Genomic DNA, 23,054 nt, shown 5'->3' on the forward strand with positions numbered 1-23,054 from the left:
CGCGCAGGTCGGCGCCGGTTCTGCGGGATCGATCCGGCCCCCGCCCTGCTTTACACTGGACGACGCGCGTGACGATACGGGCTGGCGTTACAAACCCCAGCTAGACAGGGTTACTAAGCCCAACCTTAGTTGGTTGGGTCTGCGGTCTGACTTATCGTTTGCTCTTACGCCGAACGCACCCTTGTTCGGCACAACCACCTGCTCGGGGTCCGGTGAAACCGGGCCAAGAGTAGCGGGTGAAACCCCGCGCGGAGGTAAGGGACAGGTAAGCGTCCCGTTACCTCTGAGCACCCCCACTACGTCAACGAAGCGGGTGGACAACTGGAGACGTGACTGCACGCCGCAAACCATCATCGCCGCTGGTTTCGGATCGTACGGACGCAGTCTTGACGGAGGCGAAACGACGAAGGGTCCACGCTCAGCTTGCTGGGTGGCCGATCATCGACAGCCGACTTTCTTGAAGGCAGAGGCATGACGCAACTTCCTGGCCACAGGTCACCCGGTGTCACCGGGCTCTACGATCCGGCATACGAGCACGACGCCTGCGGCGTCGCATTCGTCGCCGACATGCACGGACGACGCAGTCGAGACATCGTCGACAAGGCCATCACGGCACTGCTGAACCTGGAGCACCGAGGTGCCGCGGGCGCCGAGCCGAACTCCGGCGACGGCGCGGGCATCCTGATCCAGCTCCCGGACAAGTTCTTCCGCGCGGTTGTGGACTTCGAGTTGCCCGAGGCAGGCTCCTACGCCACCGGTATCGCCTTCCTCCCGCAGGCCCGCCGCGAAGCCGCGCGTGCCGCCTACGGCGTCGAGAAGATCGTCGCCGAAGAGGGCATGGCCGTACTCGGCTGGCGCGCGGTGCCGATCGACGAGTCCTCGCTCGGCGCGCTGGCCCGCGATGCCATGCCGACCTTCCGTCAGCTGTTCATCGGCTCGCCCAAGAACTCGGCCGAGCAGCTCTCGGGCATGGACCTGGAACGTCGCGCCTACGTGATCCGCAAGCGCATCGAGCACGAGCTCGGCAACGCGGGTCCCGGCGAGGGCGCCGTCGGCAAGGAGTCGGTGTATTTCCCGAGCCTGTCCGGCGAGACCTTCATCTACAAGGGCATGTTCACCACGCCGCAGCTACGCGCGTTCTACCTGGACTTACAGGACGAGCGCGTCGAGTCGGCCATCGGCATCGTGCACTCGCGCTTCTCCACCAACACCTTCCCCTCGTGGCCGCTGGCGCACCCGTTCCGCCGGGTCGCCCACAACGGTGAGATCAACACCGTCACCGGTAACGAGAACTGGATGCGCGCGCGTGAGGCGCTGCTGCGTTCGGACGTGTTCGGCAAGGACGAGGCGGGCAACAACCGCCTGAACAAGATCTTCCCCGTCTGTACCCCCGGCGCGAGCGACACCGCCCGCTTCGACGAGGTGCTCGAACTGCTGCACCTGGGCGGGCGCGACCTGCACCACGCGATCATGATGATGATCCCCGAGGCGTGGGAGCGCAACGAGAACATGGACCCCGCGCTGCGGGCGTTCTACGAGTACCACTCGATGCTGATGGAGCCGTGGGACGGACCGGCCTCGGTCTGCTTCTCCGACGGAAAGAAGATCGGCGCCGTGCTCGACCGCAACGGTCTGCGCCCGGGCCGCATCTGGGTCACCGAGGACGGCCTGGTCGTGCTGGCGTCCGAGGTCGGCGTGCTCGATATCGACCCCTCGACCGTCGTCCAGAAGATCCGCCTGCAGCCGGGCAAGATGTTCCTGGTCGACACCGAGCAGGGCCGCATCGTCACCGACGCCGAGATCAAGTCGGAACTGGCCGCCGCCGAGCCGTACCAGGAATGGCTGGACGCGGGCGTGAGCCGCCTGGCCGACCTGCCCGACCGCCCGCACGTGCACATGTCGCACGACCGCGTGCTCATCCGTCAGCAGATCTTCGGGTACACCACCGAGGACCTGAGCCTGCTCATCACCCCGATGGCCAAGACCGGTGGTGAGGCGCTCGGCTCGATGGGCACCGATACCCCGATCGCGGTGCTGTCGAACCGGTCGCGCCTGCTGTTCGACTACTTCTCGCAGCTGTTCGCGCAGGTCACCAACCCGCCGCTGGACGCCATCCGCGAGAAGGTCGTCACCAGCCTCAAGCGCAACATCGGTCCCGAGGCCGACCTGCTGCACCCCGGCCCGGAGTCGTGTAAGCAGATCGCGCTCGAGCAGCCGATCCTCGACAACGACGAGCTGGCCAAGTTGGTCCACATCAACGACGACGGCAGCCACCCCGAGCTGCGTTCGGTCGTGGTCCGTGGTCTGTACCCGGTCGCCGAGGGCGGCGAGGGTCTGCGCCGGGCACTCGAGGCCATCAACACCCAGGTCTCGGCCGCGATCGACGGCGGCGCGCGTATCATCGTGCTGTCGGACCGCGAGTCCAACGAGAAGCTGGCGCCGATCCCGTCGCTGCTGCTCACCTCCTCGGTGCACCACCACCTGGTGCGCGAACGCACCCGCACCATGGTCGGCCTGGTCGTGGAGGCCGGTGACGCCCGCGAGGTGCACCACATGGCCGCCCTCGTCGGCTTCGGCGCGGCCGCGATCAACCCGTACATGGCCTTCGAGTCCATCGAGGACATGCTCGAGCGCGGTTCGCTTTCGCTGCCCGCCAGCACCGGCGACCTGGCCGCCGACTACCGCAAGGCCGTCGCGAACTACTGCACCGCGGCCAGCAACGGCGTGCTCAAGGTGATGTCGAAGATGGGCATCTCCACCCTCGCCTCCTACAACGGCGCCCAGCTTTTCCAGGTCATCGGCCTGGCCCAGGACCTGGTCGACGAGTACTTCACCGGTCTGCGCTCGCCGCTGGGCGGTATCGGTCTCGACGAGATCGCCGAAGAGGTGGCCATCCGCCACCGCACCGCGTTCCTGGAGAACCGCAACGAGCGCGCCCACCGCGAGCTCGAGGTGGGCGGTGAGTACCAGTGGCGTCGTGAGGGCGAGTACCACCTGTTCAACCCGGACACGGTGTTCAAGCTGCAGCACGCCACCCGCACCGGCCAGTACTCGATCTTCAAGGAGTACACCAAGCTGGTCGACGATCAGTCCGAGCGCCTCGCCGCGCTGCGTGGTCTGTTCAAGTTCAAGAAGGGCGTGCGTGCGCCGATCTCGATCGACGAGGTCGAGTCCGCCCGCGAGATCGTGAAGCGGTTCTCGACCGGCGCGATGAGCTACGGCTCGATCTCGGCCGAGTCGCACGAGACCCTCGCGATCGCGATGAACCGTCTCGGTGCCCGCTCCAACTCCGGTGAGGGCGGCGAGAGCCCCGCTCGCTTCGAGGTGGAGGAGAACGGCGACTGGCGTCGTTCGGCGATCAAGCAGGTCGCGTCGGGTCGCTTCGGTGTCACCGCGCACTACCTGACCAACGCCACCGACATCCAGATCAAGATGGCCCAGGGTGCCAAGCCGGGTGAGGGCGGTCAGCTGCCCGCGCACAAGGTGTACCCGTGGGTCGCCGAGGTGCGTCACTCCACGCCGGGCGTCGGCCTGATCTCGCCGCCGCCGCACCACGACATCTACTCGATCGAGGATCTGGCCCAGCTGATCCACGACCTGAAGAACGCGAACCCGCAGGCTCGGATTCACGTGAAACTTGTCGCGGAGCCGGGTGTCGGCACCGTCGCCACCGGTGTGTCCAAGGCGCACGCCGACGTCGTGCTCATCTCGGGCCACGACGGCGGTACCGGTGCTTCGCCGCTCACCTCGCTCAAGCACGCGGGCGGACCCTGGGAACTCGGCCTGGCCGAGACCCAGCAGACCCTGCTGCTCAACGGCCTGCGCGACCGCATCGTGGTCCAGGTCGACGGTCAGATGAAGACCGGCCGCGACGTGATGATCGCCGCGCTGCTCGGCGCCGAGGAGTTCGGTTTCGCGACCGCTCCGCTGGTCGTCTCGGGCTGCGTGATGATGCGCGTGTGCCACCTCGACACCTGCCCGGTGGGTATCGCCACCCAGAACCCGGTGCTGCGTGAGCGTTTCACCGGCAAGCCGGAGTTCGTCGAGAACTTCATGCTCTTCATCGCCGAGGAGGTGCGTGAGCTGCTCGCCGAGCTGGGCTTCCGCACGCTCGACGAGGCCATCGGCCGGGTCGACCTGCTCGACACCGCCAAGGCCAAGGAGCACTTCAAGGCCGCCAAGCTCGACCTGTCCCCGATTCTCGACATGCCGGAGACGGCGTTCATGAACCAGGACACCCGTTGCACCGGCACCCAGGACCACGGTCTGGACAAGGCGCTGGACAACGAGCTGATCGCCCAGGCCGCGCCCGCGCTCGAGCGGGGCAAGGCCGTGAAGATCGAAACCAAGATCACCAACGTGAACCGCACGGTCGGCACCATGCTCGGCCACGAGGTGACCAAGCTCTACGGTGGCGCGGGCCTGCCCGACAACACCATCGACATCACCTTCAACGGTTCGGCGGGCAACAGCTTCGGCGCGTTCGTCCCGGCCGGTATCACGCTGCGCGTGCAGGGTGACGCCAACGACTATGTCGGCAAGGGCCTTTCGGGTGGTCACATCGTGGTCCGCCCGTCGCTCAACGCACCCGCCGGCTTCGTCGCCGAGGACAACATCATCGCGGGCAACGTGATCATGTTCGGCGCCACCAGCGGCCGCATCCTGATCAACGGTGTCGCGGGCGAGCGCTTCGGCGTGCGCAACTCCGGCGCCACCGCGGTCGTGGAGGGTGTGGGCGACCACGCGCTCGAGTACATGACCGGTGGCCGCGTGGTCATCCTCGGTGGCACCGGCCGCAACCTCGGCGCAGGAATGTCGGGTGGTGTGGCGTTCGTCTACGACCCGGAGGGCACGCTCGCCGAGCGCGTCAACCCGGATCAGGCCGATGCGATCGAGCAGCTCTCCGGCGACGACTTCACCTGGCTGCGCGACATCATCAGCACCCACCGCGACGAGACGGGTTCGGCTGTGGCCGAACGCATCCTGAGCGACTGGTCCCAGCAGGTGAACCACTTCGTGAAGGTCATGCCCCGCGAATACAAGAAGGTTCTGCTCGCCATCTCCGAAGCCGAGAAGAGCGGCAAGGACGTTGACGAGGCGATTATGGAGGCGGCTCGTGGCTGACCCACAAGGATTTCTGAAGCACACCTCGCGGGAACTCCCGGCGCGTCGACCGGTCGAGCTGCGTCTGCTCGACTGGAAAGAGGTCTACGAGGACAAGTTCTCTCACGAGACCCTGCAGAAGCAGGCCAGCCGCTGCATGGACTGCGGTATCCCCTTCTGTCACAACGGTTGTCCGCTCGGGAACCTGATCCCCGAGTGGAACGACCTGGTGTACAAGGACTCGTGGCGCGAGGGCATCGACCGGCTGCACGCCACCAACAACTTCCCGGAGTTCACCGGGCGGCTGTGCCCGGCGCCGTGTGAGGCGTCGTGCGTGCTCGGCATCAACCAGCAGCCGGTGACCATCAAGCAGGTCGAGGTCGAACTCATCGAGAACGCCTTCGACGAGGGCTGGGTCACCCCCGTGTACCCCACCCGCCTGACCGGCAAGAAGATCGCCGTCGTCGGTTCGGGCCCGGCGGGTCTGGCCGCCGCCCAGCAGCTCACGCGTGCCGGTCACACCGTCACCGTGTTCGAGCGCGACGACCGCATCGGCGGCCTGATGCGCTACGGCATCCCGGAATTCAAGATGGAGAAGTCGGTCATCGACCGCCGTCTGGCGCAGATGGAAGCCGAAGGCACCATCTTCAAGACCGGCGTGAACGTGGGCGTCGACATCACCGCCGAGCAGCTGCGTGAGCGTTTCGACGCGATCGTGCTCGCCGGTGGCGCCACCATCGCCCGCGACCTGCCGATCCCGGGCCGCGAGCTCGACGGCATCCACCAGGCGATGGAGTTCCTGCCGCTGGCCAACCGCGTGCAGCTCGGCGACGACATCACCGACGAAGAAGGCCTGCCGCCCATCCACGCGAAGGGCAAGAAGGTCGTCATCATCGGTGGTGGCGACACCGGCGCCGACTGCCTCGGCACCTCGCACCGCCACGGTGCCGAGTCGGTGCACCAGTTCGAGATCATGCCCCGTCCGCCGGAGGAGCGCGCAGGCTCCACCCCGTGGCCGACCTACCCCCTCATGTACCGGGTCTCCTCGGCGCACGAGGAGGGCGGCGAGCGCGTGTTCTCCGTGAACACCGAGCGTTTCGTCGGCAAGGACGGCAAGGTCACCGGCCTCGAGGCGCACGAGGTCACGATGGTCAACGGCCGTTTCGAGAAGGTCGAAGGCACCGACTTCACCCTCGAAGCCGACCTGGTGCTGCTGGCCATGGGCTTCGTCGGCCCGCAGAAGCCGGGCCTGCTGACCGACCTGGGCGTCGGCTACGACGGCCGGGGCAACGTCCAGCGCGACAAGAACTGGGCAACGAACATCCCCGGCGTCTTCGTCGCCGGTGACATGGGCCGCGGCCAGTCCCTCATCGTCTGGGCCATCGCCGAGGGCCGCGCCGCCGCGGCCGCCGTCGACAAGTACCTCGAGGGCGAAACCGCGCTCCCCGCGCCGATCCCCCCGACCGCTGTCGCCCAGCGGTAATCAGTACCTCGAAGGCGCCCACGGACTCGAGTCCGTGGGCGCCTTCGTCGTTGCACCGCAGGTGGCGCCGGAGTTTGCCAGGGATATGCGTCGGGTATGAATCCTTATGGCGCTCAAAGACTTAGGGGTGCCGATAATGGACGTGGCCGATCTTCCTTGCAGCACATAGACTTTCCGTGACGAGGTGTACGGGAGATCCGAGGGGGAGCTGTGCCGTTGCCGCCGGGAACGTTGGCGTATCTGCGCCGCGCAGCAGAGCGCGGTGACGGTACCGCTATGCACAACCTCGCCCACTTCTACCACGATCACAGCGATTACGAAGGTGCGGAGTACTGGTTCCGGCGGGCGGCGGCGGCGGGGCATACGCGCTCGATGAACAATCTCGCGGTGTTGCTCGATCAGTTCGGGGAGCTGGCCGAGGCCGAGATCTGGTATCGGCGGGCGGCGGCGGGCGGCAACGGCAACGCCATGTACAACCTGGCCACCATGCTGTATCAGAGCGGCGATATCGCCGAGGCCGAGACCTGGTACCACCACGCGGCACTCGCGGGGCACGTGGACGCGATGTACAACCTCGCGCGGTTGCTCGAGGACGACAACCGGCTCGACGACGCCGAAGCGTGGTACGACGAAGCGGCCGCGGCGGGCGACATCGACTCGATCAACAATCTCGGTCTGCTGCTGCGTCGCCGGGGCGCGATCACGGCGGCCCGGCGCTGCTTCCGGCGCGCCGCCGATCTCGGTCATCCGAAAGCGATGGCCAATCTCGCGGCCCTGCTCGAATCCGAAGGGGCGCACCGGGAGGCCGAGTCCTGGTATCGCCGCGCGGCCGGCTGATCCAGCCTGCCTCGAACGCAGCCGCTCGACTGGGTTCTGTCCTTTCATCGACTACCACCGAAGTGGGGGCACCCGCTGAGTGGCGCTGACGTGCATTCGCACTATGGCGAGTTCTGCGAAGACTATTAAAACGGAAGTTCGCCACCGGGTCGCTGCACGGCGGAAACCGGGATTGACCACCGGCTTCGAGTGGTGTCGGCGAACGAGTCCGTTGGTTACCGAAAAGTATTGATACCGAGCGGTTTTCCAGCAACTACCAGCAAACTTCGGTGGCACAGTAATTTTCCCGCGTTCGGGATGCGGAAATTTGCGGGCGGGTATAGCGTCTCGTGCTGTCGAACATTTTCGAGGACAGACCGGGGGCGCGGGTGAATTCTCTCGACGGCTGCCTGAAACGCATCATGGAGATTCCCGGTGCGTGCGGCGTGACGCTGGTGGACGGTGCCAGCGGGCTGGCGGTGGCCGCCGTCGGCGCGCACGACATCGTCGACGAGCACGAGGACGCCGCGGGAACCACCGACGTCATGCGGACGGTCCTCGCGTGCACCGCGCTCTCGAGCAGCTCCGCCGACGACGATGTCCGTGAGCTGATCGTCTGCCGCGACAAGGGCTTTCACCTGCTGCACCTGCTCGACGGCGATTTCGAGGGAAGACTTTTCGTCCACGCGGTATTCGACGGCGCCGCCGCCAATCTGGGAATGGCGCGCTATCAGCTCAAGGCCGCGCTGGAAGAAATGGCGGGCCGATGAGCGCCGCCCTCGCCGAAGAACTCCAGCGGCTCGAAGAACAAGGCTCCACCGGGATATTGCGGGCGGGCGACGGCGAATTCCATTTGGCCCGTGGGGCTATCGCCTCGGTCGGTTGCCGGCGCACCATCGGTCTCGACCGGCTCGCCGTCGAGGCCGGTGTCGCGACCGACGAGGACCTGCGCCGTGCCCGCGCGGGCGAGCCGGGTGCGTTGCTGCGCCGCCCACGCCTGGAGACCCTCGCGAGACTCTCGGCCTACGACGCGGCCTACTTTCTGCTCGAAACCGAAGCCGAAGCGGAATTCGTTCCGACGGAGGAGCACTGGCTCGCTCCGGTGTGCCGGATCGCGCCGCACGCTCTGGTGAGCGAATGCGCACGACGCCGACGCCCCGACGCCGGTCCCTGGACGGCCGAGATGGTGTCCACGGTCCCCGTCTCGCCCACGCACCGGGCACGCCGCAAACGCACGGTCCTCACGGTCGGCCAGGCCGACGTGCTCGCCGCCGCCGACAACCACCGCACCATCGCCGACATCGCCCGCGAGCTCGGTCGCACCACCTACGGCTGCCTCGTCGCCGTCCGCGACCTGACCAGAGCCGGGCTGATCGAGGCACCGGAATCGGCCGACGCCGAACCTCGCACCCGCCACCTCACCGTGGCACCCCGGCCCGAGCACGGACGCCACGCGGCAACCCGGGGCGGCGCCGGTTACGCCGCAGCACAAGAGAATTCGGGCACCGACGCCGCGACCCCGATCGCGTCTGCCCGGGTTGCGTCGGCCGGGAAACCGATACCGCCTCTTCCGCGCCGCGTTCCGTCGCCGGTAACCCCACCGACTTCGGGCAGGCACGCGCTCGTCGAGGAAGCGAGCGCGGCCGCCCGGACCCCCGCCGCGACAACTCCGACTCCGGGCACGACCGCCCGGACCGCGGACCGGAACACCCGCGGCGCGGACACCTACTCCTGGACACCCCCGGTCGACCAACCCTGGCAGCAGGTGGATCGCGCCCTCCTGATCCGCATCAGGACGGCGTTGGCGGAGCTGGCATGACCGGGCGCAGGAAGCTGCTCGGCGAGTGGAGGGGAAAGTTGACCAAAATGCCGCTGCCCGAACGTAAGACCACCGGTTCGGAGCTCACGGGGCCCACCCCGTACGGCCAGGACCAGACCACGCGACCGCTGCCGCAGAGCTACCCGGCCGTCCAGGCCGAGCTCACCGCCCTGCGCGACCGCGTCCCCCACCTCACCGGCACAGTCGTCGCCTCCAGCGACGGCCTGCTCATCGAACACGACCTACCCGCCCATATCGAACCGGCCGGGATGGCGGCCCTGGCCGCCGCGCAGCTGTCGCTGTCGTACCGGTTGGCGAGCACCGCGCACGGCGGTGGTTTCAACGAGGTCGTCGTGCACGGCAGCGACGGGCAGGTGGTGATCTACGCCGCCGGGTACACCGCGCTCACCGTGCTCGCGGGCCCGGATGTGAACGTCGGCCGGCTCCACCTGGAGTCGCGTCCGGTAGCTCGCGCCATCGCCGCTCATCTGGCGGCGGCGCACGATTGAAAGGTACGACATGTCGAATATGGATCTGGCGCTCAAGGACATGATGGTGATCGACGGCGCGATCGGCGCCGCGGTCGTCGACTACAGCAGCGGCATGGCCCTCGGAATGCTCAGCAGCAGCAAGTCGTTGGACCTGCAGATCGCGGCGGCGGGCAACACCGAGGTGGTGCGCGCGAAGCTGCGGACCATCGAGCAGCTCGGCCTCAACGAGGAGATCGAGGACATGCTCATCACCCTCTCGGGCCAGTACCACGTGATCCGGCCGATGACCGGCCGCAAGTCCAAGGGCCTTTTCCTCTACCTGGCACTGGACCGCACCCGCGCCAACCTCGCCCTTGCCCGCCACCGGCTCAAGGGCATCGAGGAGGAGCTCGAGGTCTAGGCCGGCGCGGGCCGGGTGAGCGCGGGGCTCACTCGGCCGAAATGAATTCTGTCACAACGATCGGACAAGCTCGTCATACTCATGTGGCACAGGCGTGGTGGTACCTCTATTGTGATTCGCGGCGAGGTCTGGGAGCCACACGTAAACGGGGTTTGCTCTCCAGCGGCGAGCAAGGTGGAACTGGAGCGGTATGCAGGTGAAGAAGATTGTCGCGGCACTCGGTGCGTCCGCGGCGATGTTGTCCGGAATCGTTGTCGGCAGCGGGAGTGCGTCCGCGGCGCCTGCCTGCCCGAGTCTCTATGTCGTCGCCATTCCCGGCACTTGGGAGACCGGCATCGACAAGCCGCCGGGGCCCGGCATGCTGTCCGGCGTCACCAACGGGTTGCCGCGCAATGTCGACGTCGACTACGTGACCTACGCGGCGACCGCCTTCCCGTGGGAGGGCGATGTCTACGGCAATTCCAAGAAGCAGGCGGTGAATTCGGCGCGCGGCCTCATCTCTGCCAAGCTCGCGCAGTGCGGTAACACCAAGGCCGCCCTCGTCGGCTACAGCCAGGGCGCCGACGCCGCGGGTGATCTCGCGGCCGAGATCGGCACCGGGCTCAGCACCATTCCGGCCGATCGGGTGGCCGCGGTCGGCCTGATCTCCGATCCGCGTCGCGCACCCGGTGACGTGCAGGTCGGCCCGCATGCCCAGGGCGCGGGCGCCGGTGGCGCGCGGCCCGGCGGCTTCGGCTGGCTCAGCGACCGCACCCGCACCATCTGCGCGGTCGACGACCTGTACTGCGCCACGGCGACCGACGATTTCGTCACCCGGTTCGCCGGCTTCCTGGCGCAGAGCTCGGATGCCAACCCGGCGAACATGTGGCGCTACCAGATCGAGGCGGGCGCGATCATGCAGGATCTGATGGCCCACGGCGGTGTGCCGGTGCTGCAGGCGCAGCTCTCGGACGCGGCGAACCAGAAGCGGGCCAAGGATCTCGAGCAGTTCTACAAGTCGCAGGCGCACCACCTGTACGGCAGCTACTCGGTGGGTGGCGGACACACCGCCATCACCTGGATGCGCGACTGGATCGCCTCGCACGCCTGAGTTTTCGCAGGTGAAGCCGGGTGCGGGAGTTTCTCGCACCCGGCTTTTCTATGTCGTTCGGGCGAGGTTGCGTGGCAGCAGGTCCCACACGTGACCGGACTCGTTGATCGTCGCCGCCGTGCGCGTTCCGCTGCGCGAGTACAGGATCCGGGTGATCGAGCAGTAGTCGACGGGGAAGGTGAGCGGGCGGGCCAGGCCGAGGATGTCGGCCAGCAGCACATTGACGACCCCGCCGTGAGCGAAGGCGACGACCGTCTCGGTGTGCGGGGTGGCGGCCACGAGTTGTTCGACGGCGCTCAGCACACGGCGGGTGAAGGCGGCGCCGTCGATCTGCTCGGGCAGCAGACCGGCCTTGATCCGGGTGTAGGCGTCGGCGAATTCGGTCTTGGCGTCTTCGATGGGGATGTAGGCGGGCAGATCACGGTCGTATTCGGCGAGGTCGTCGATGATGTCGACGGGCAGGTCGCGGGCGAGCGCGGTCGGTGCGGCGGTATCACGGGCCCGGCGCTGGGGGCTCGACACGATGCGGGTGATCTCGTGGGCGGCCAGCGCGGCGGGCACCCGCTCGGCCTGACGGCGGCCGATATCGGTGAGACCCGGATCGGCGGCGGAGGTACTTGCGACGACCTTGTCGGGCTGGGCATGACGCACGAGAATCAGCTGCACGTCAACCACTGTGCCCCATGACCGGGCATTGTGTCGCCTAGAGGTCGGGCTGGATCTCCGTGCGACCGGTGACGTCGGCGGTGTCGACGATTACGATCTCGCGCTCCCGTTCGAGCAGCACCTTCAGATATCCGGGTGGATTCTCGACCACATATCCCCGGACGACGCCGTTCTTCGTCGCGATCTCCTCGAGCGACACCCACGGCACCTGCACCGTCGCGGCGAGCACGAGTGCGGCGAGCGTGACGATCAGAGCCGAACTGGACACGAACCAGTGCGCCATCCGCGACCCTTCGGGATCGCGCTTACCGGCGCGCAACAAGATGTAGAGGACGACCGCCAGCAGCGCGGACGCCACCAGCACCCACCACATCCGATAGGTCCACAGGAGCGCGGCGGTGAAAAGGGCGACGATCAGCAACCAGATCAGGTTGCCCGCGTTGGTCCAGCGCGGGCGGCCGAGCCGGATCTGATGAATCAGCGCCTCGGGCAGCAGGATCGCCAGGGCGATCCCACCTAGCACCGGACTGGCCATCAACGTGCCGAGCACCATGATGACGACGTCGTCGAGACCGAGGGTGCCTGCCAGCGAGAACGCGGCGTTCCAGTCGTAGTCGGTCACCGCGAAGACCCGCAGCAGCAGAAACAGCGCAGCCACACTGGTCGCCGACAGACCCTTGGCGACCAGGTGCTGATCCGAGGACTCGCGGGGGGGCCTCGCCATGAGGCGAGGATAGTGCCGCGAGCCCCCGGTTCACGTCATGGCTGGCCGTACGGCGGCTGGCCGTAAGGCGGCTGACCACCCTGACCCGGGCCGCCGCCGTAGGGCGGCTGGTTCGGCGGCTGGTCGTTCTTCTTCTTGTTCTTGAGCATGAAGACCAGGCCAACGATGGCGAGGACGACCAGCAGGCAGCACACGCCGCCGATGATGAGACCCTTGCTGCTCTTCTTCCCCTTCTTCTTCGCGGCCAGTTCGGTGACCAGGTCCGAGCCGGCGAGCGTGTCGATGCTGCCCGCGAGCACCTGTGGGTCGACCAGTGCGGCCGATGTCAGCAGGTCAAGGTACATATTTTTCCCCATCCGATGGTGTGTTGTGCCGGCATCCTCCCGGTGCCGGAACATCCGAGAGTACTGCTGTCGCTGCGAGTTTCGTCCGGAAACTCGCGGGACGCAGTGGTTCATCGCTGTGTCGCGCAAGATCGTTTACAGCCGAGGTCGGTGTACCCGATTTCAGCGCGGTTTCACCAACGGAAACGGCAGCGTCTCGCGGATGCCGCGTCCGGTGATGAACATGACCACCCGGTCGACCCCGATGCCGAGACCGCCGGTCGGTGGCATGGCGTGTTCGAGCGCCTGCAGGAAGTCCTCGTCGAGCTCCATCGCCTCGGGGTCGCCACCGGCGGCGAGCATGGACTGTTCGGTGAGGCGGCGCCGCTGTTCGACGGGGTCGGTGAGCTCGCTGTAGGCGGTGCCGAGTTCGACTCCCCAGGCCACCAGATCCCAGCGTTCGGTGACGCCGGCGGTACTGCGGTGGGACCGGGTCAGGGGTGAGACCGAGGTGGGAAAGTCCAGGTAGAAAGTCGGTTCCGTGGTTTCGGACTCGACCAGATGCTCATACATCTCCAGCACGACCTGGCCCGCGTCCCACCCGCGCTGATAGGTGATACCGGCGCCGTCGCACAATTCGCGCAGGCGGGGGAGATCGGTCGCCGCGGTCACCTCGGTGCCCAGCGCCTCGGACAGCGCGCCGTGCACCGTGCGTACCCGCCATTCGCCGGAGATGTCGACCTCGGTGCCGTCGGGGCGCAGCACCACCTCGGCGCCGTTGGCCGCGACCGCCGCGTCCTGGATCAACCGGCGGCACAGCTGCATCATCCGCAGGTAGTCGCTGTGCGCCTCGTACGCCTCGAGCATGGTGAATTCCGGATTGTGGCTGTAGTCCACGCCTTCGTTGCGGAAGGTCCGCCCGATCTCGAACACCTTCTCGATGCCGCCGACGCACAGCCGTTTGAGGTACAGCTCGGGGGCGATGCGCAGGTAGAGGTCCAGGTCGTAGGCGTTGATGTGGGTGCGGAACGGGGTGGCGTTGGCGCCGCCGTGTACCTGCTGCAGGATCGGCGTCTCCACCTCGAGGAAACCCCAGTCGTGCAGTGACTCGCGCAGCGAGTGCAGGACGGCGCTGCGTTTGGCGAGCAGTTCGCGGCTGTCGGCGTTGATCGCCATGTCGACGTAGCGGCGCCGGACCTTGGCCTCCGGATCGGTGAGGCCACGCCATTTGTCGGGAAGCGGGTGCAGGCACTTGCCGTTCATCCGCCAGTCCTGGGCCAGCAGCGACAGTTCGCCGCGTCGGCTCGTGCCGATCCGGCCGCTCGCCTCGATGAGGTCACCGAGGTCGAAGTCGGCGCTGAATTCGCCCGCGCGGGTGCCGACCCGTTCGCGGTCGATGAGCAGCTGGATATCACCGGTCCAGTCGCGGACCACCGCGAAGATCACCCCGCCGTAGTCGCGGATGCGGGTGATCCGACCGGCTACCCGCACGGTTGTCCCGTGCGGGCAGCGGCGTGCGTCGGCGATGGTGTGGGTGGGCGGATAGGCGGCGGGGTAGGGGTCGACGCCGCTCGCCGTGAGGCGGTCGAGGGTGGTCATCCGCACGCGGACCTGTTCGGGGCGGCGGGGGCCGGACTCCTCGTCGGCGTCGATGTCGGGGGCGCTGCCGTCGGCGTGCAGGCCGGTGACCGTCGCCGGAACGGCTGGCGTGGTCCCGGTGTGGACGGCGGGGTCGGGTTGTGGGCCGAGCCGCGGCAGGAACCCCTCGGCCAGGCCGCTCGCCATCGCCACCCGAGGCAGCTGCCTGCGGTCTTCGTACAGGAAGAACCGTGGCACCCAGCGCGGGTGGTACTTCACGTTCGAGCGGTACAGCGCCTCGAGCTGCCACCAGCGCGAGAAGAACAGCAGCACACCGCGCCACGCCCGCAGCACCGGGCCGGCACCGATGCGTCCGCCCTCGGCGAAGACCGAGCGGAACACCGCGAAGTTCAGCGAGATCCTGGTGATGCCGTACTGATCGGCGTTGAGGGCGAGTTGGGAGATCATCAGCTCCATCACGCCGTTGGGGCTCGCGGGATCGCGGCGCATCAGTTCCAGTGACACCCCCGTGCGTCCCCAGGGCACGAACGAGAGCATCGCGTGAACCCGTTCGTCGTGGTCGATCGCCTCGACCAGCAGGCAGTCACCGTCGAGTGGGTCGCCGAGGCGGCCGAGCGCCATCGAGAAGCCGCGTTCGGTCTCGGTGTCGCGCCAGGCGTCGGCGTGCGCGATCACCTCGGCGAATTCGGCAGGCGATATCTCGCCGGCCCGGCGGACCCTGATTCCGAAGCCGTTCTTGCGCAATCTGTTCGCGGCTTGGCGCACCGGCTTCATGGCGGGACCGGCCAGCGAAAAGGTGCGGGTGTCGAGCACGGCTTCGTCGCCGAGGCGCAGCGCCGACAGGCCCGCCTGCTGATACACCAGCGCGCCCTGCTCGCTCGCGCCCATCACCGCCGGTGCCCAGCCGAATCGGTCGGCCTGCTCGAGCCAGGCCCGGACAGCTTGCGGCCAGCCCTGTTTCGGTCCGATCGGATCACCGGCCGCCAGGCAGACGCCGAGCTCCACGCGATAGGTGATGGCCGCCTTGCCGTTCGGGGCGAAGACGACCGCGCGGTCGCGGCGGGTGGCGAAATAGCCCAGCGAGTCGTCCACATCGCCGCTCGCGAGCAGGCCGCGCAGAGCGGACTCGTCGAGCGCGGTCATGGCGTTGCCTGCCCGTTGCGACCGCAGCAGCACGATCACCGCGGCGATCAGCGCGAGGGCGCCGAGCAGGCCGAGCACGAAATCCACCCAGCCCGGCGGGTGCCCGTCGAAGTGCTCGTTGTCGACCAGGACGGCCGCGGTCACCCGCGACACCGCCCACAGCGGTCGCTGCGCACCTCGCGGCAGCGAACCGGGGAACAGCTCGACCAGACCCCAACCCAGCAGGCACCCGAACGCACAGCCGCCGACCAGCACCGCGAGCGCCTTACGCACCGCGCCCGGCCGCACCCGGGTGTAGAACTCCGCGCGGGCGGCGATCAGGATCGCCAGCACCACACCGTGCACGACGAACGCCACCAGCGGATCCAGCTCCCGCGTGCTCGTGTAGTCGACGATGTTGGTGATCGAGTACAGCGTCAGATAGATGACGAGCAACCACCACGCCACCCGTTTGCGGCTCGCCGCCGCACCGGCCAGCAATCCGACGACCAGCGCCCACACCAGACTCGTGTCGGGCGCGTCGAAATAGTGGGTGTCCACATAATCGCGCGGCACCTCCGTGAGCTGCCGCAACCCCGGTGACAGGCTCCAGAGCGCGCACAGCACCGCGAACATACCGAGCACCAGCCCGGTGATGTGCGGTACCTCGGAGAACCTGCCGTGCGCGCGATGGGGAACCCGGTCGAGGGAGCTGCTGGGGTGTTGCTCGGCCCGCGTGGAAGTCACCGATCCAGTGTGCGTGCCCGCGGGTGCGAACCGCAGGGGGTCGCCGACGGCGTGTTCGTCACCGTGGGGCCCGGTGGGCGACCGGATTTCCCGACGGGGTAAGTATTAGCGCATGTCGGAACCAGTGGACGTGCCGATCGATGACGAGGTCATCCGGCTCGGGCAATTCCTCAAACTGGCCAATCTGATCGATTCCGGTTCGGAGGCCAAGTCGGTGATCGCCCAGGGTCTGGTCCGGGTCAACGACGAGGTGGAACTGCGCCGTGGCAGGCAACTGCAGGTCGGCGACATCGTCGTGCTGGCCGGTCACAAGGTGCGGGTCGGCGAGGCCTGACCCGCACCCTGTGCGAGTTCTCAGTCCTCGGCGCGGACGACTACGCCGTCGTGATCGCTGTAGAGCATCTCGCCGGGGACGAAGGTGATGCCGCCGAACTCCACCGGCACATCGCGTTCGCCGCTACCGGTCTGGGTGCTCTTGCGCGGGTTGGTGCCGAGCGCCTTCACCCCGATGTCGAGGGTGCGCAGGATGGCCGAGTCGCGCACGGCGCCGTTGACGACGACGCCCGCCCAGCCGTTGTCCACGCCGCGGCCCGCGATGATGTCGCCGACCAGCGCGGTGTGCACGCTCGCGCCGCCGTCCACGACCAGCACCTTGCCCTCGCCCGGTTCGCCGAGGGTCTGCTTGACCAGCAGATTGTCCTGGAAGCAACGGATCGTGGTGATCCGCCCGGCGAACGCTTGACGGCCACCGAACTGGATGAACTGGGTATCGCAGCTGCGGATCTCGGGGCCGATCTCATCGGCCAGATCGGCGGTTGCCACTACATTCGCTGATTCGGTCATGACGCCGATTGTGTCAGGTGGTCGGGCGGTGGGCCTTCTCGATCTCGCTGATGAGCGCCTCGGTGGTGTGTTTCACGGCGATCTTGATGAACGGCTCGATGGTCCGGCCGAGCATCTTGCCCGCGATACCGCCGGGCACGAAGTACTGGATGTGCGCGTCGATGGTGCTGGTGTCGGCGCCCTTGGGCGTGAAGACGAACGTCGAGAGGATCTCGAAGCCCTTGATCGACTTGGTGCCGATCACCGAGCCCTCCTCCCAGCGCACCACTTCGATGCGGGAGGTGAGCGAGGCGGGGCCGAGCTTCATCTTCCCGTCGAACTTCGCGCCGACACCCTCGGTCTGGTCGGTGACCGGGGTGAAGGACTCGATGCCGTACCAGAATTTCGGCAGGTTGCGATAGTCGTTGACAAAGGCGAATGCCGTCTCGGCGGGCGCTGCGCAGTCTTCGACAATCCTCACGTCGCTCATACCGGCAACTGTAATGCGTTTGTATGGCGTCTAAGCGGTCACGGCCAGTGTGGCGGCCAAGCCGAGCGCCACCGCCATGAGCGTCACCTCGATCGCCGCGTTGCGGACCGACACGTCGGCGGTGACGCGATGCTCGGCGGCCCGGCCCACCCAGGTGCGCCGCCACCACCAGCCGAGCCCGGCGAGCATGGCGAGCACGACCACCTTGGCCAGCAAGATCCGTCCGTAGCCGGTGGTCACCAGGGCAGGTATCGAGCCGATGCGGACGAGGCCGTCGATCAGCCCGGTCACCGCGATCACCGCGACCAGCGGCGCGGCGGCGGTCGAGTAGCGGGGTAGCGCGCTCGCCCAGCCGCCGCGCGTGCGTACGACCAGTGCCAGTGCGAGCAGCAGCCCGAACCACGCCGCCGCGGCCAGGGCGTGGACCGCGACGAGCACCGACCCGAGCACCTGCTGGGACATGTGCCCGGTGATGGGTCGCAGGGCGAGCGCGACCGCCGCGAACACCAGGACCAGGTCGGCCGAGGCGTCGTCGGGCCTGCGGAACGCCCACGCGGCGTAGCAGGCGACGGCGGCGGTGCAGAACAGGATGGCGATCCCGATCTGCCCGCCGCTGAGCCTGCCGAGGAACGTGCCGAATTCACCCGCGGCGAGTTCGTGCACCGGCACGCCCACGATGCCCGCCGCCTCGCACACCAGCACGGCGAACTCGGCGCCGAGCCAGATCGTGGCCAGCACCGCGACCGGCCGCCACGCCACCACGAGCCGGTGGTCGAGGCGGGGCAGCGCAGCCAGCCCGAGTACCGTCGCGCCCGCGCCGTCGGCGATCACCCGGGCCCACGCCGCTGCCGGAAAACCGCCGGTCCGGCGCAGTATCCAGGCGAGCGCCACCCCGGCGAGGGCGGCGACGACGACCGGAACCAGCACTCGCCACCGGCCTCCGGTCGTCATCGGCGGCTACTTCTTGCGGCCGGTGCCGAGCAGCGCCACCGCGAGACCGACGCCGAACAGCACGACACCACCGGCGACGAACACCCACACGGGCACGCCACCGGACTCCTCGCCGTCGGAGCCCTCGTCCTCGCCCGGCTTGGCGCCCGGTGCCCCGATGCCTTCCTTGGTGAGGGTGAACGTCCTCGTCCCGCTGACGGGATGACCGTCGGCGGAGGTCACCCGGAACGCCATGGTGTATTCGCCGACCGGCCCGAGTTCACCCACTTCCACACTCACCGTGCGGCCCTCGACCACCGGCTTGCCCTTGGACCACAGCCGCCCGTCCGGACCGACCACCGTCAGCGAGGGGAACGTCTGCTGCAGTTCCTCGTTGAAGGTGATGCTCGCGCGCGCCGGTCCCGCCTCGATCGACGAACCGTCCTCGGGAACGCTGCTCACGGCACCGGAGTGCGCGTTCGCGATACCGGTCGCACCGAAGATCAGGGCGAACAGGCCGGCGACCAGGGTGACAGCGAACCGCCGCGCCAGGCGACGCCGCGCCGACCGATTGATCTCGGCCACGATCTCGTTCGACACGACGGCCTGGGGCGTGGACTGCCGCGACCGCCCGGACACCGCAGGAGTCTGACAGCGTTCCATCACGACTTCCTCGACCGCGCGACGAGCCCGAGACCGAGCGCGGCGGCGAACAGGCCGAGTGCCAGGCCGATTCCACCGGTCCAGCGCGCCACCGAGTCGGACTCCGCTTCGGCGGGCTCGTCGGTGGCGACGTGGTGGTCACCGCCGTCGGAACCACCCGACTCGCTGAGTGCCAGTGTGGGCGCCGGGTATTCGGGCTCGGCGCCGCCGGTGCTCGGCTGATCCCAGGCGACGACCTTGCCGTCGCTGTAGGTCTGCCGCGCGGGGAAGGTCACCTCGTCCTGGGTGGGCAGCGGTCCGAGCGAGAGCACGAAACGCTGGAACTGACCCGGTCCGACACCGGGGTTGCCCGGCTCGGCGGTCCAGGCGACGGCCACCGCCTCGCCCTTGTCGTTGCGTTCGATGCGCGAGGACCAGCCCGGCATCGGTTCGGTGCGAACGCTTTTCAGGTTCGGCACGGTGACGCTCACCGAGGTGGTCGAGGCGGTGTCGGATTCGTTGGGCACCTTGAAGGTGGCAACGGTGTACTTGCCCTTGGCGGCGCCGGGCGCGTCGACGGTGACGTGCGCCGCGGCCGAACCGCAGGCGGCGAGCACGAGAGCAGCCGCGAGACCGGCCGTCGCCGTCCCACGGGTGATGAAGTTGTGCATGGAATGCCTTCTGTCCGAAGAGTTCTGATGTCGAGTGAGATCAGGCGGACAGCGGCGGTGCGCGCGGACATCGCACACCTTCCAGGTGGGTGCCGAGGGCGATGTCGACGGTTTCCGTCCAGCGCGCGGCACGATGGGTGACGTCGAGTCGTGGAACGGTGAGTACCGCCCGGATCACGCCCGACGCAACGAGATACAACCGTTCGGCGACGAGAATCAGTGCGGCACAGATGAACGCGGCCAGCAGGTGCGCCAAGACCATCGGCGCACTCGGCAGGTGCAGCACATCGAGAACGCCACCGTGATGATCGAGCGTCCCGGTCAGGGCGTAGTGCCCGGCCCATTGACCGCCGATGAGCGCTCCCACTGCCCGCACCCACCCGGCATCGGCACGACGCGCGAAAGTGGGAAGAGCCCGGCCCCCGGCGATCGCGCCCGTAGCGAGCGAAACCAGCAGCAACAGCGCTACTTCCGCCGACCGCGGCACCCCACCACCGGCCATACCGTGCGCGGCGACGGCGAGCGCGCCGACGAGTACGCCGCAGCCACCACCGCGCAGGCGGGAGGTGAGCTGCGGCGTCGTCACAGGTTCAGCGGACGCCGAGGCGGGCCAGCGCGTCGTTCTCCAGCACCGACAGTTCGGTGGAGATGGAGGTGTGCACGGCCTTGCGGCGCGCGGCGGGCATCTGCTCGGCGGTGCGCACGGCGACGGTGAGGTCGGTCAGCCGCGAACGGGCCGCCTCGACGAACTTCTTGGTGTCGCCGTCAGGGGAGTCGGCCGCGATCTTGTCCAGCGCGTTCTCGGTGTTGGTGATGCGGGCCTGTAGACGAGCGCCGTGGCCGCTGAACTCGCCGAGCTGGTCCAGGCCGATGCCGAGCTGCTGTGCCTTGCGCGCGTCGAGCTGCCCGCGCACCAGGGTGGCGCCACGGTAGGCCAGCGGCGCGAGCACGGGGATCAGCACCCGGGCCACCCCGATGTACTTTCGGATCTGGGCCGCGCTGAACAGTTCCCGATCGGCCTTGGCGGCCAGCTTCTGTGCCGCCTTCTCCTCGGCCTGCAGCGCGGCGATCTGCGCCTTGGCCACCTTGGCCTCGGTGCGGGTCTGCGCCTTCAGCGCGCGGCGGGTGGTCCGCTCGCCCGCCTTGGCCGCCTTGCGCTCGTTCTTGGCGCTGAGTTTCGCCTCGACGGCGGCTTTGTGCTTGAGCGCCTTCGCCTCCGCGCGACGACTTGGCCGCCGCTTACGCTTGCTGAACAACCCCATGAGATCAGGCCCTCCGTCATGCTCGCCAAGTCACGAGGCAGCGCCGTCCGGACCGGCCTGCCGTACTTCGTAGCGTAGTGGGATCAGGGTAGCGATTGGGCAATGTGTCGGGGGTAAGGACCATACTGCTGGTGTGCGTGCAGCCGAGGAGAACTTCGACAGCGGGCCGGTGACGATCCCGGCACCGGCTTCCGCTGCGCTCGAAACCGAGCCCACAACGGCCACTTCGGCCGGTCGCGACGGCTCCCCGGCAGCCTTCCTCGACGCGCGCTCGCTCATCGGCTGCCGCCACCGGCTGCGCCTGGACGCCGCCAACCCCGGCATGCTCGCCGAGGTCAGGGAAGACCCGGGCGTGCAGCAGCGGCGCGAAGCCGCCACCGCGTATCGCACCAAGGTCCGCGACGAACTGGTCGGCGCCGCTCCCGACGACTGGGTTGTGATCGATCCGGCGCTGCGTGCCGGTGCGCGCGCCGCCGCGACGATGGCCGCGATGCGGGCGGGCGCGTCGCGGATCTGGGGTGGCCTGCTGCCCCAGGAACCCGACACCGGCCGCCGTGGTGGCGCCGAGTTCCTGCTGCGCGACGCCGATCGCGGCGGATATATCCCGATCATCGTCGTCAACCACAAGGTCACCGACCCGCGCCGCCCCGACCCGGCCGATTTCCACCCGCTCACCTCGGACCTGTTCCGCTGGGAGCCGCGCCGCGACAAGCACGTGAAGCTGCGTCCCCAGCCGCGCGACCAGCAGCGCCTGGCCCACCTGTACCGGATGTTGCAGCGCCACGGCCTGGCCAGTCCCGCGCTGGTCGGCGGCGCCATCGGTCTCGCGTTCGACCGCATCCTCGTGCACGACCTCACCGGTGTGCTCGCCGACTACGACCTGCGCTACGCCGACCGCATCGCGGTGGTGCGCGGCGAACTGCCCACCCAGCCGTCGAAGGTGCCCGAGTGCAGGCAGTGCCCCTGGTGGGTGCGCGGGCCGGAGCCCGATCAGCCGGGGTGCGAGGGCACGCTGGCGGCGATGCGGGACGTGAGTCTGGTCGCGCCCGGCTCGCGGGCCGAGGTGCTGCGTGTGCACGGCGTACAGACCATCGACGAACTGGCCGCTTGGATCGGCGAGGAACCCGAGGACTGGCAGCACGGCCCGTTCACCGAGACCGTCGTCACCGCACGCGCCTGGATCGCCGGCGCACCGCTGGTCCGGCGCTTCGACACCGTCAGCGTGCGCCGGGCCGACGTGGAGATCGACGTCGATCTGGAGAGCTACCAGGAAGACGGCGCCTACCTCTGGGGCACCCTGCTCGACGACGTGTACCGCCCGTTCGTCACCTGGGACCCGCTGCCCACCGACGACGAGGGCCGTTCCTTCGGCGAGTTCTGGACCTGGCTGATGGCACAGCGCGCGCAGGCGCATGCGGCGGGCAAAACCTTTGCCGCCTACTGCTATTCGCGTACCGCCGAGGACAAGTGGCTCTACGAGTCGGCGCGCCGGTTCGCGGGCAGGCCGGGCATCCCCACCCACGAGGAGGTGCGCGCCTTCGTCGACTCACCCGAGTGGGTCGACATGTTCCAGGCCGTCACCGACCAGTTCATCTGCCCGAACGGCAAGGGACTCAAGAAGATCGCGCCCGTCGCCGGTTTCGGCTGGCGCGATCCCGAAGCCGGTGGTGAGGCGTCGATGGGCTGGTACCGCCGCGCGGTCGGTTACGACGCCGACAGCGACATGTCGCAGCGCACGCGCCTGCTCGAGTACAACGAAGACGATGTCCGCGCCACCCAGGTCCTGCGCGAATGGATGACCACTAAGGCTGTAGTTGAGGTTCCCTCGCTCAAGGACTTCGCCCGGTAATACCA

The 23,054-nt window shown here is 68.2% G+C and carries 21 protein-coding genes; 10 read left to right on the forward strand and 11 right to left on the reverse strand.

What is annotated here, in order from left to right:
* The first annotated feature begins 471 nt into the window (after nucleotides 1-471).
* The 8 genes from gltB (at nucleotide 472) to LDL21_RS22835 (ending at nucleotide 11,202) form a co-directional block, all read left to right on the forward strand.
* The gene (gltB, locus tag LDL21_RS22800) at nucleotides 472-5,124 is read left to right on the forward strand and encodes a glutamate synthase large subunit (protein WP_181698181.1); all 4,653 of its coding nucleotides are present in this window, start codon (nucleotides 472-474) and stop codon (nucleotides 5,122-5,124) included.
* Entirely contained in the window at nucleotides 5,117-6,586 is a 1,470-nt protein-coding gene (locus LDL21_RS22805) for a glutamate synthase subunit beta (RefSeq protein WP_181698180.1), read from the forward strand. The genes gltB and LDL21_RS22805 overlap by 8 nt, the downstream gene beginning before the upstream one ends.
* A gap of 276 nt (nucleotides 6,587-6,862) precedes the next feature.
* On the forward strand, nucleotides 6,863-7,423 hold the full coding sequence (locus LDL21_RS22810; protein ID WP_181698177.1) for a tetratricopeptide repeat protein: 561 nt from the start codon (nucleotides 6,863-6,865) through the stop codon (nucleotides 7,421-7,423).
* 368 nt (nucleotides 7,424-7,791) lie between these two features.
* Nucleotides 7,792-8,172 (forward strand): hypothetical protein, encoded by a 381-nt coding sequence (locus tag LDL21_RS22815; RefSeq protein WP_181698228.1) that lies wholly within the window; start codon nucleotides 7,792-7,794, stop codon nucleotides 8,170-8,172.
* Nucleotides 8,169-9,221, forward strand: coding sequence for a hypothetical protein (locus LDL21_RS22820; RefSeq protein ID WP_225281660.1), 1,053 nt, complete (start codon nucleotides 8,169-8,171; stop codon nucleotides 9,219-9,221). The genes LDL21_RS22815 and LDL21_RS22820 overlap by 4 nt, the downstream gene beginning before the upstream one ends.
* Nucleotides 9,218-9,730 (forward strand): roadblock/LC7 domain-containing protein, encoded by a 513-nt coding sequence (locus LDL21_RS22825; protein ID WP_225281661.1) that lies wholly within the window; start codon nucleotides 9,218-9,220, stop codon nucleotides 9,728-9,730. Before LDL21_RS22820 ends, LDL21_RS22825 begins: the two co-directional genes overlap by 4 nt.
* A gap of 10 nt (nucleotides 9,731-9,740) precedes the next feature.
* The gene (locus tag LDL21_RS22830; protein ID WP_225281662.1) at nucleotides 9,741-10,112 is read left to right on the forward strand and encodes a hypothetical protein; all 372 of its coding nucleotides are present in this window, start codon (nucleotides 9,741-9,743) and stop codon (nucleotides 10,110-10,112) included.
* A gap of 190 nt (nucleotides 10,113-10,302) precedes the next feature.
* On the forward strand, nucleotides 10,303-11,202 hold the full coding sequence (locus LDL21_RS22835) for a cutinase family protein (RefSeq protein WP_181698174.1): 900 nt from the start codon (nucleotides 10,303-10,305) through the stop codon (nucleotides 11,200-11,202).
* 48 nt (nucleotides 11,203-11,250) lie between these two features.
* On the opposite strand, the gene LDL21_RS22840 is transcribed toward LDL21_RS22835, so the two are convergent.
* The 4 genes from LDL21_RS22840 to lysX form a co-directional block, all read right to left on the reverse strand.
* The gene (locus LDL21_RS22840; RefSeq protein ID WP_225281663.1) at nucleotides 11,251-11,868 is read right to left on the reverse strand and encodes a histidine phosphatase family protein; all 618 of its coding nucleotides are present in this window, start codon (nucleotides 11,866-11,868) and stop codon (nucleotides 11,251-11,253) included.
* 37 nt (nucleotides 11,869-11,905) lie between these two features.
* Nucleotides 11,906-12,592 carry a hypothetical protein gene (locus tag LDL21_RS22845; RefSeq protein ID WP_225281664.1) on the reverse strand — a complete coding sequence of 229 codons (687 nt, stop codon included), beginning with the start codon at nucleotides 12,590-12,592 and terminating at the stop codon, nucleotides 11,906-11,908.
* Nucleotides 12,593-12,627: 35 nt separating this feature from the next.
* On the reverse strand, nucleotides 12,628-12,936 hold the full coding sequence (locus LDL21_RS22850; protein WP_067495222.1) for a hypothetical protein: 309 nt from the start codon (nucleotides 12,934-12,936) through the stop codon (nucleotides 12,628-12,630).
* A gap of 162 nt (nucleotides 12,937-13,098) precedes the next feature.
* Nucleotides 13,099-16,383, reverse strand: coding sequence for a bifunctional lysylphosphatidylglycerol synthetase/lysine--tRNA ligase LysX (lysX, locus tag LDL21_RS22855; protein ID WP_225281665.1), 3,285 nt, complete (start codon nucleotides 16,381-16,383; stop codon nucleotides 13,099-13,101).
* A gap of 112 nt (nucleotides 16,384-16,495) precedes the next feature.
* On the opposite strand from lysX, the gene LDL21_RS22860 reads away from it, so the two are divergent.
* A complete protein-coding gene (locus LDL21_RS22860) occupies nucleotides 16,496-16,717 on the forward strand; it encodes an RNA-binding S4 domain-containing protein (RefSeq protein WP_181698170.1) in 222 nt (73 codons plus the stop codon).
* A 20-nt stretch (nucleotides 16,718-16,737) separates the two neighbouring features.
* On the opposite strand, the gene rraA is transcribed toward LDL21_RS22860, so the two are convergent.
* From rraA to LDL21_RS22895, 7 genes are read right to left on the reverse strand one after another with little or no spacing between them, the layout of a single operon-like run.
* Nucleotides 16,738-17,226 carry a ribonuclease E activity regulator RraA gene (gene rraA / locus LDL21_RS22865; RefSeq protein WP_067495230.1) on the reverse strand — a complete coding sequence of 163 codons (489 nt, stop codon included), beginning with the start codon at nucleotides 17,224-17,226 and terminating at the stop codon, nucleotides 16,738-16,740.
* Nucleotides 17,227-17,239: 13 nt separating this feature from the next.
* Complete coding sequence (locus tag LDL21_RS22870) at nucleotides 17,240-17,695, reverse strand: SRPBCC family protein (RefSeq protein ID WP_225281666.1); 456 nt, start codon at nucleotides 17,693-17,695, stop codon at nucleotides 17,240-17,242.
* 30 nt (nucleotides 17,696-17,725) lie between these two features.
* A complete protein-coding gene (locus tag LDL21_RS22875) occupies nucleotides 17,726-18,646 on the reverse strand; it encodes a CopD family protein (RefSeq protein ID WP_225281667.1) in 921 nt (306 codons plus the stop codon).
* Nucleotides 18,647-18,652: 6 nt separating this feature from the next.
* Complete coding sequence (locus LDL21_RS22880; RefSeq protein ID WP_225281668.1) at nucleotides 18,653-19,288, reverse strand: copper resistance CopC family protein; 636 nt, start codon at nucleotides 19,286-19,288, stop codon at nucleotides 18,653-18,655.
* On the reverse strand, nucleotides 19,288-19,938 hold the full coding sequence (locus LDL21_RS22885) for a YcnI family copper-binding membrane protein (protein WP_067644123.1): 651 nt from the start codon (nucleotides 19,936-19,938) through the stop codon (nucleotides 19,288-19,290). The genes LDL21_RS22880 and LDL21_RS22885 overlap by 1 nt, the downstream gene beginning before the upstream one ends.
* 40 nt (nucleotides 19,939-19,978) lie before the next feature.
* Nucleotides 19,979-20,524: a hypothetical protein gene (locus LDL21_RS22890; protein ID WP_225281669.1), complete on the reverse strand. Its 546-nt coding sequence runs from the start codon at nucleotides 20,522-20,524 to the stop codon at nucleotides 19,979-19,981.
* Between the two features lie 4 nt (nucleotides 20,525-20,528).
* Nucleotides 20,529-21,200, reverse strand: a complete 672-nt coding sequence (locus LDL21_RS22895; RefSeq protein WP_225281670.1) for a DUF6474 family protein — start codon at nucleotides 21,198-21,200, stop codon at nucleotides 20,529-20,531.
* 175 nt (nucleotides 21,201-21,375) lie between these two features.
* On the opposite strand from LDL21_RS22895, the gene LDL21_RS22900 reads away from it, so the two are divergent.
* Nucleotides 21,376-23,049, forward strand: coding sequence for a TM0106 family RecB-like putative nuclease (locus tag LDL21_RS22900; RefSeq protein ID WP_443678053.1), 1,674 nt, complete (start codon nucleotides 21,376-21,378; stop codon nucleotides 23,047-23,049).
* Nucleotides 23,050-23,054: the final 5 nt, after the last annotated feature.

This window comes from Nocardia rosealba (genome assembly GCF_020216065.1).
Taxonomy (GTDB): domain Bacteria; phylum Actinomycetota; class Actinomycetes; order Mycobacteriales; family Mycobacteriaceae; genus Nocardia; species Nocardia rosealba.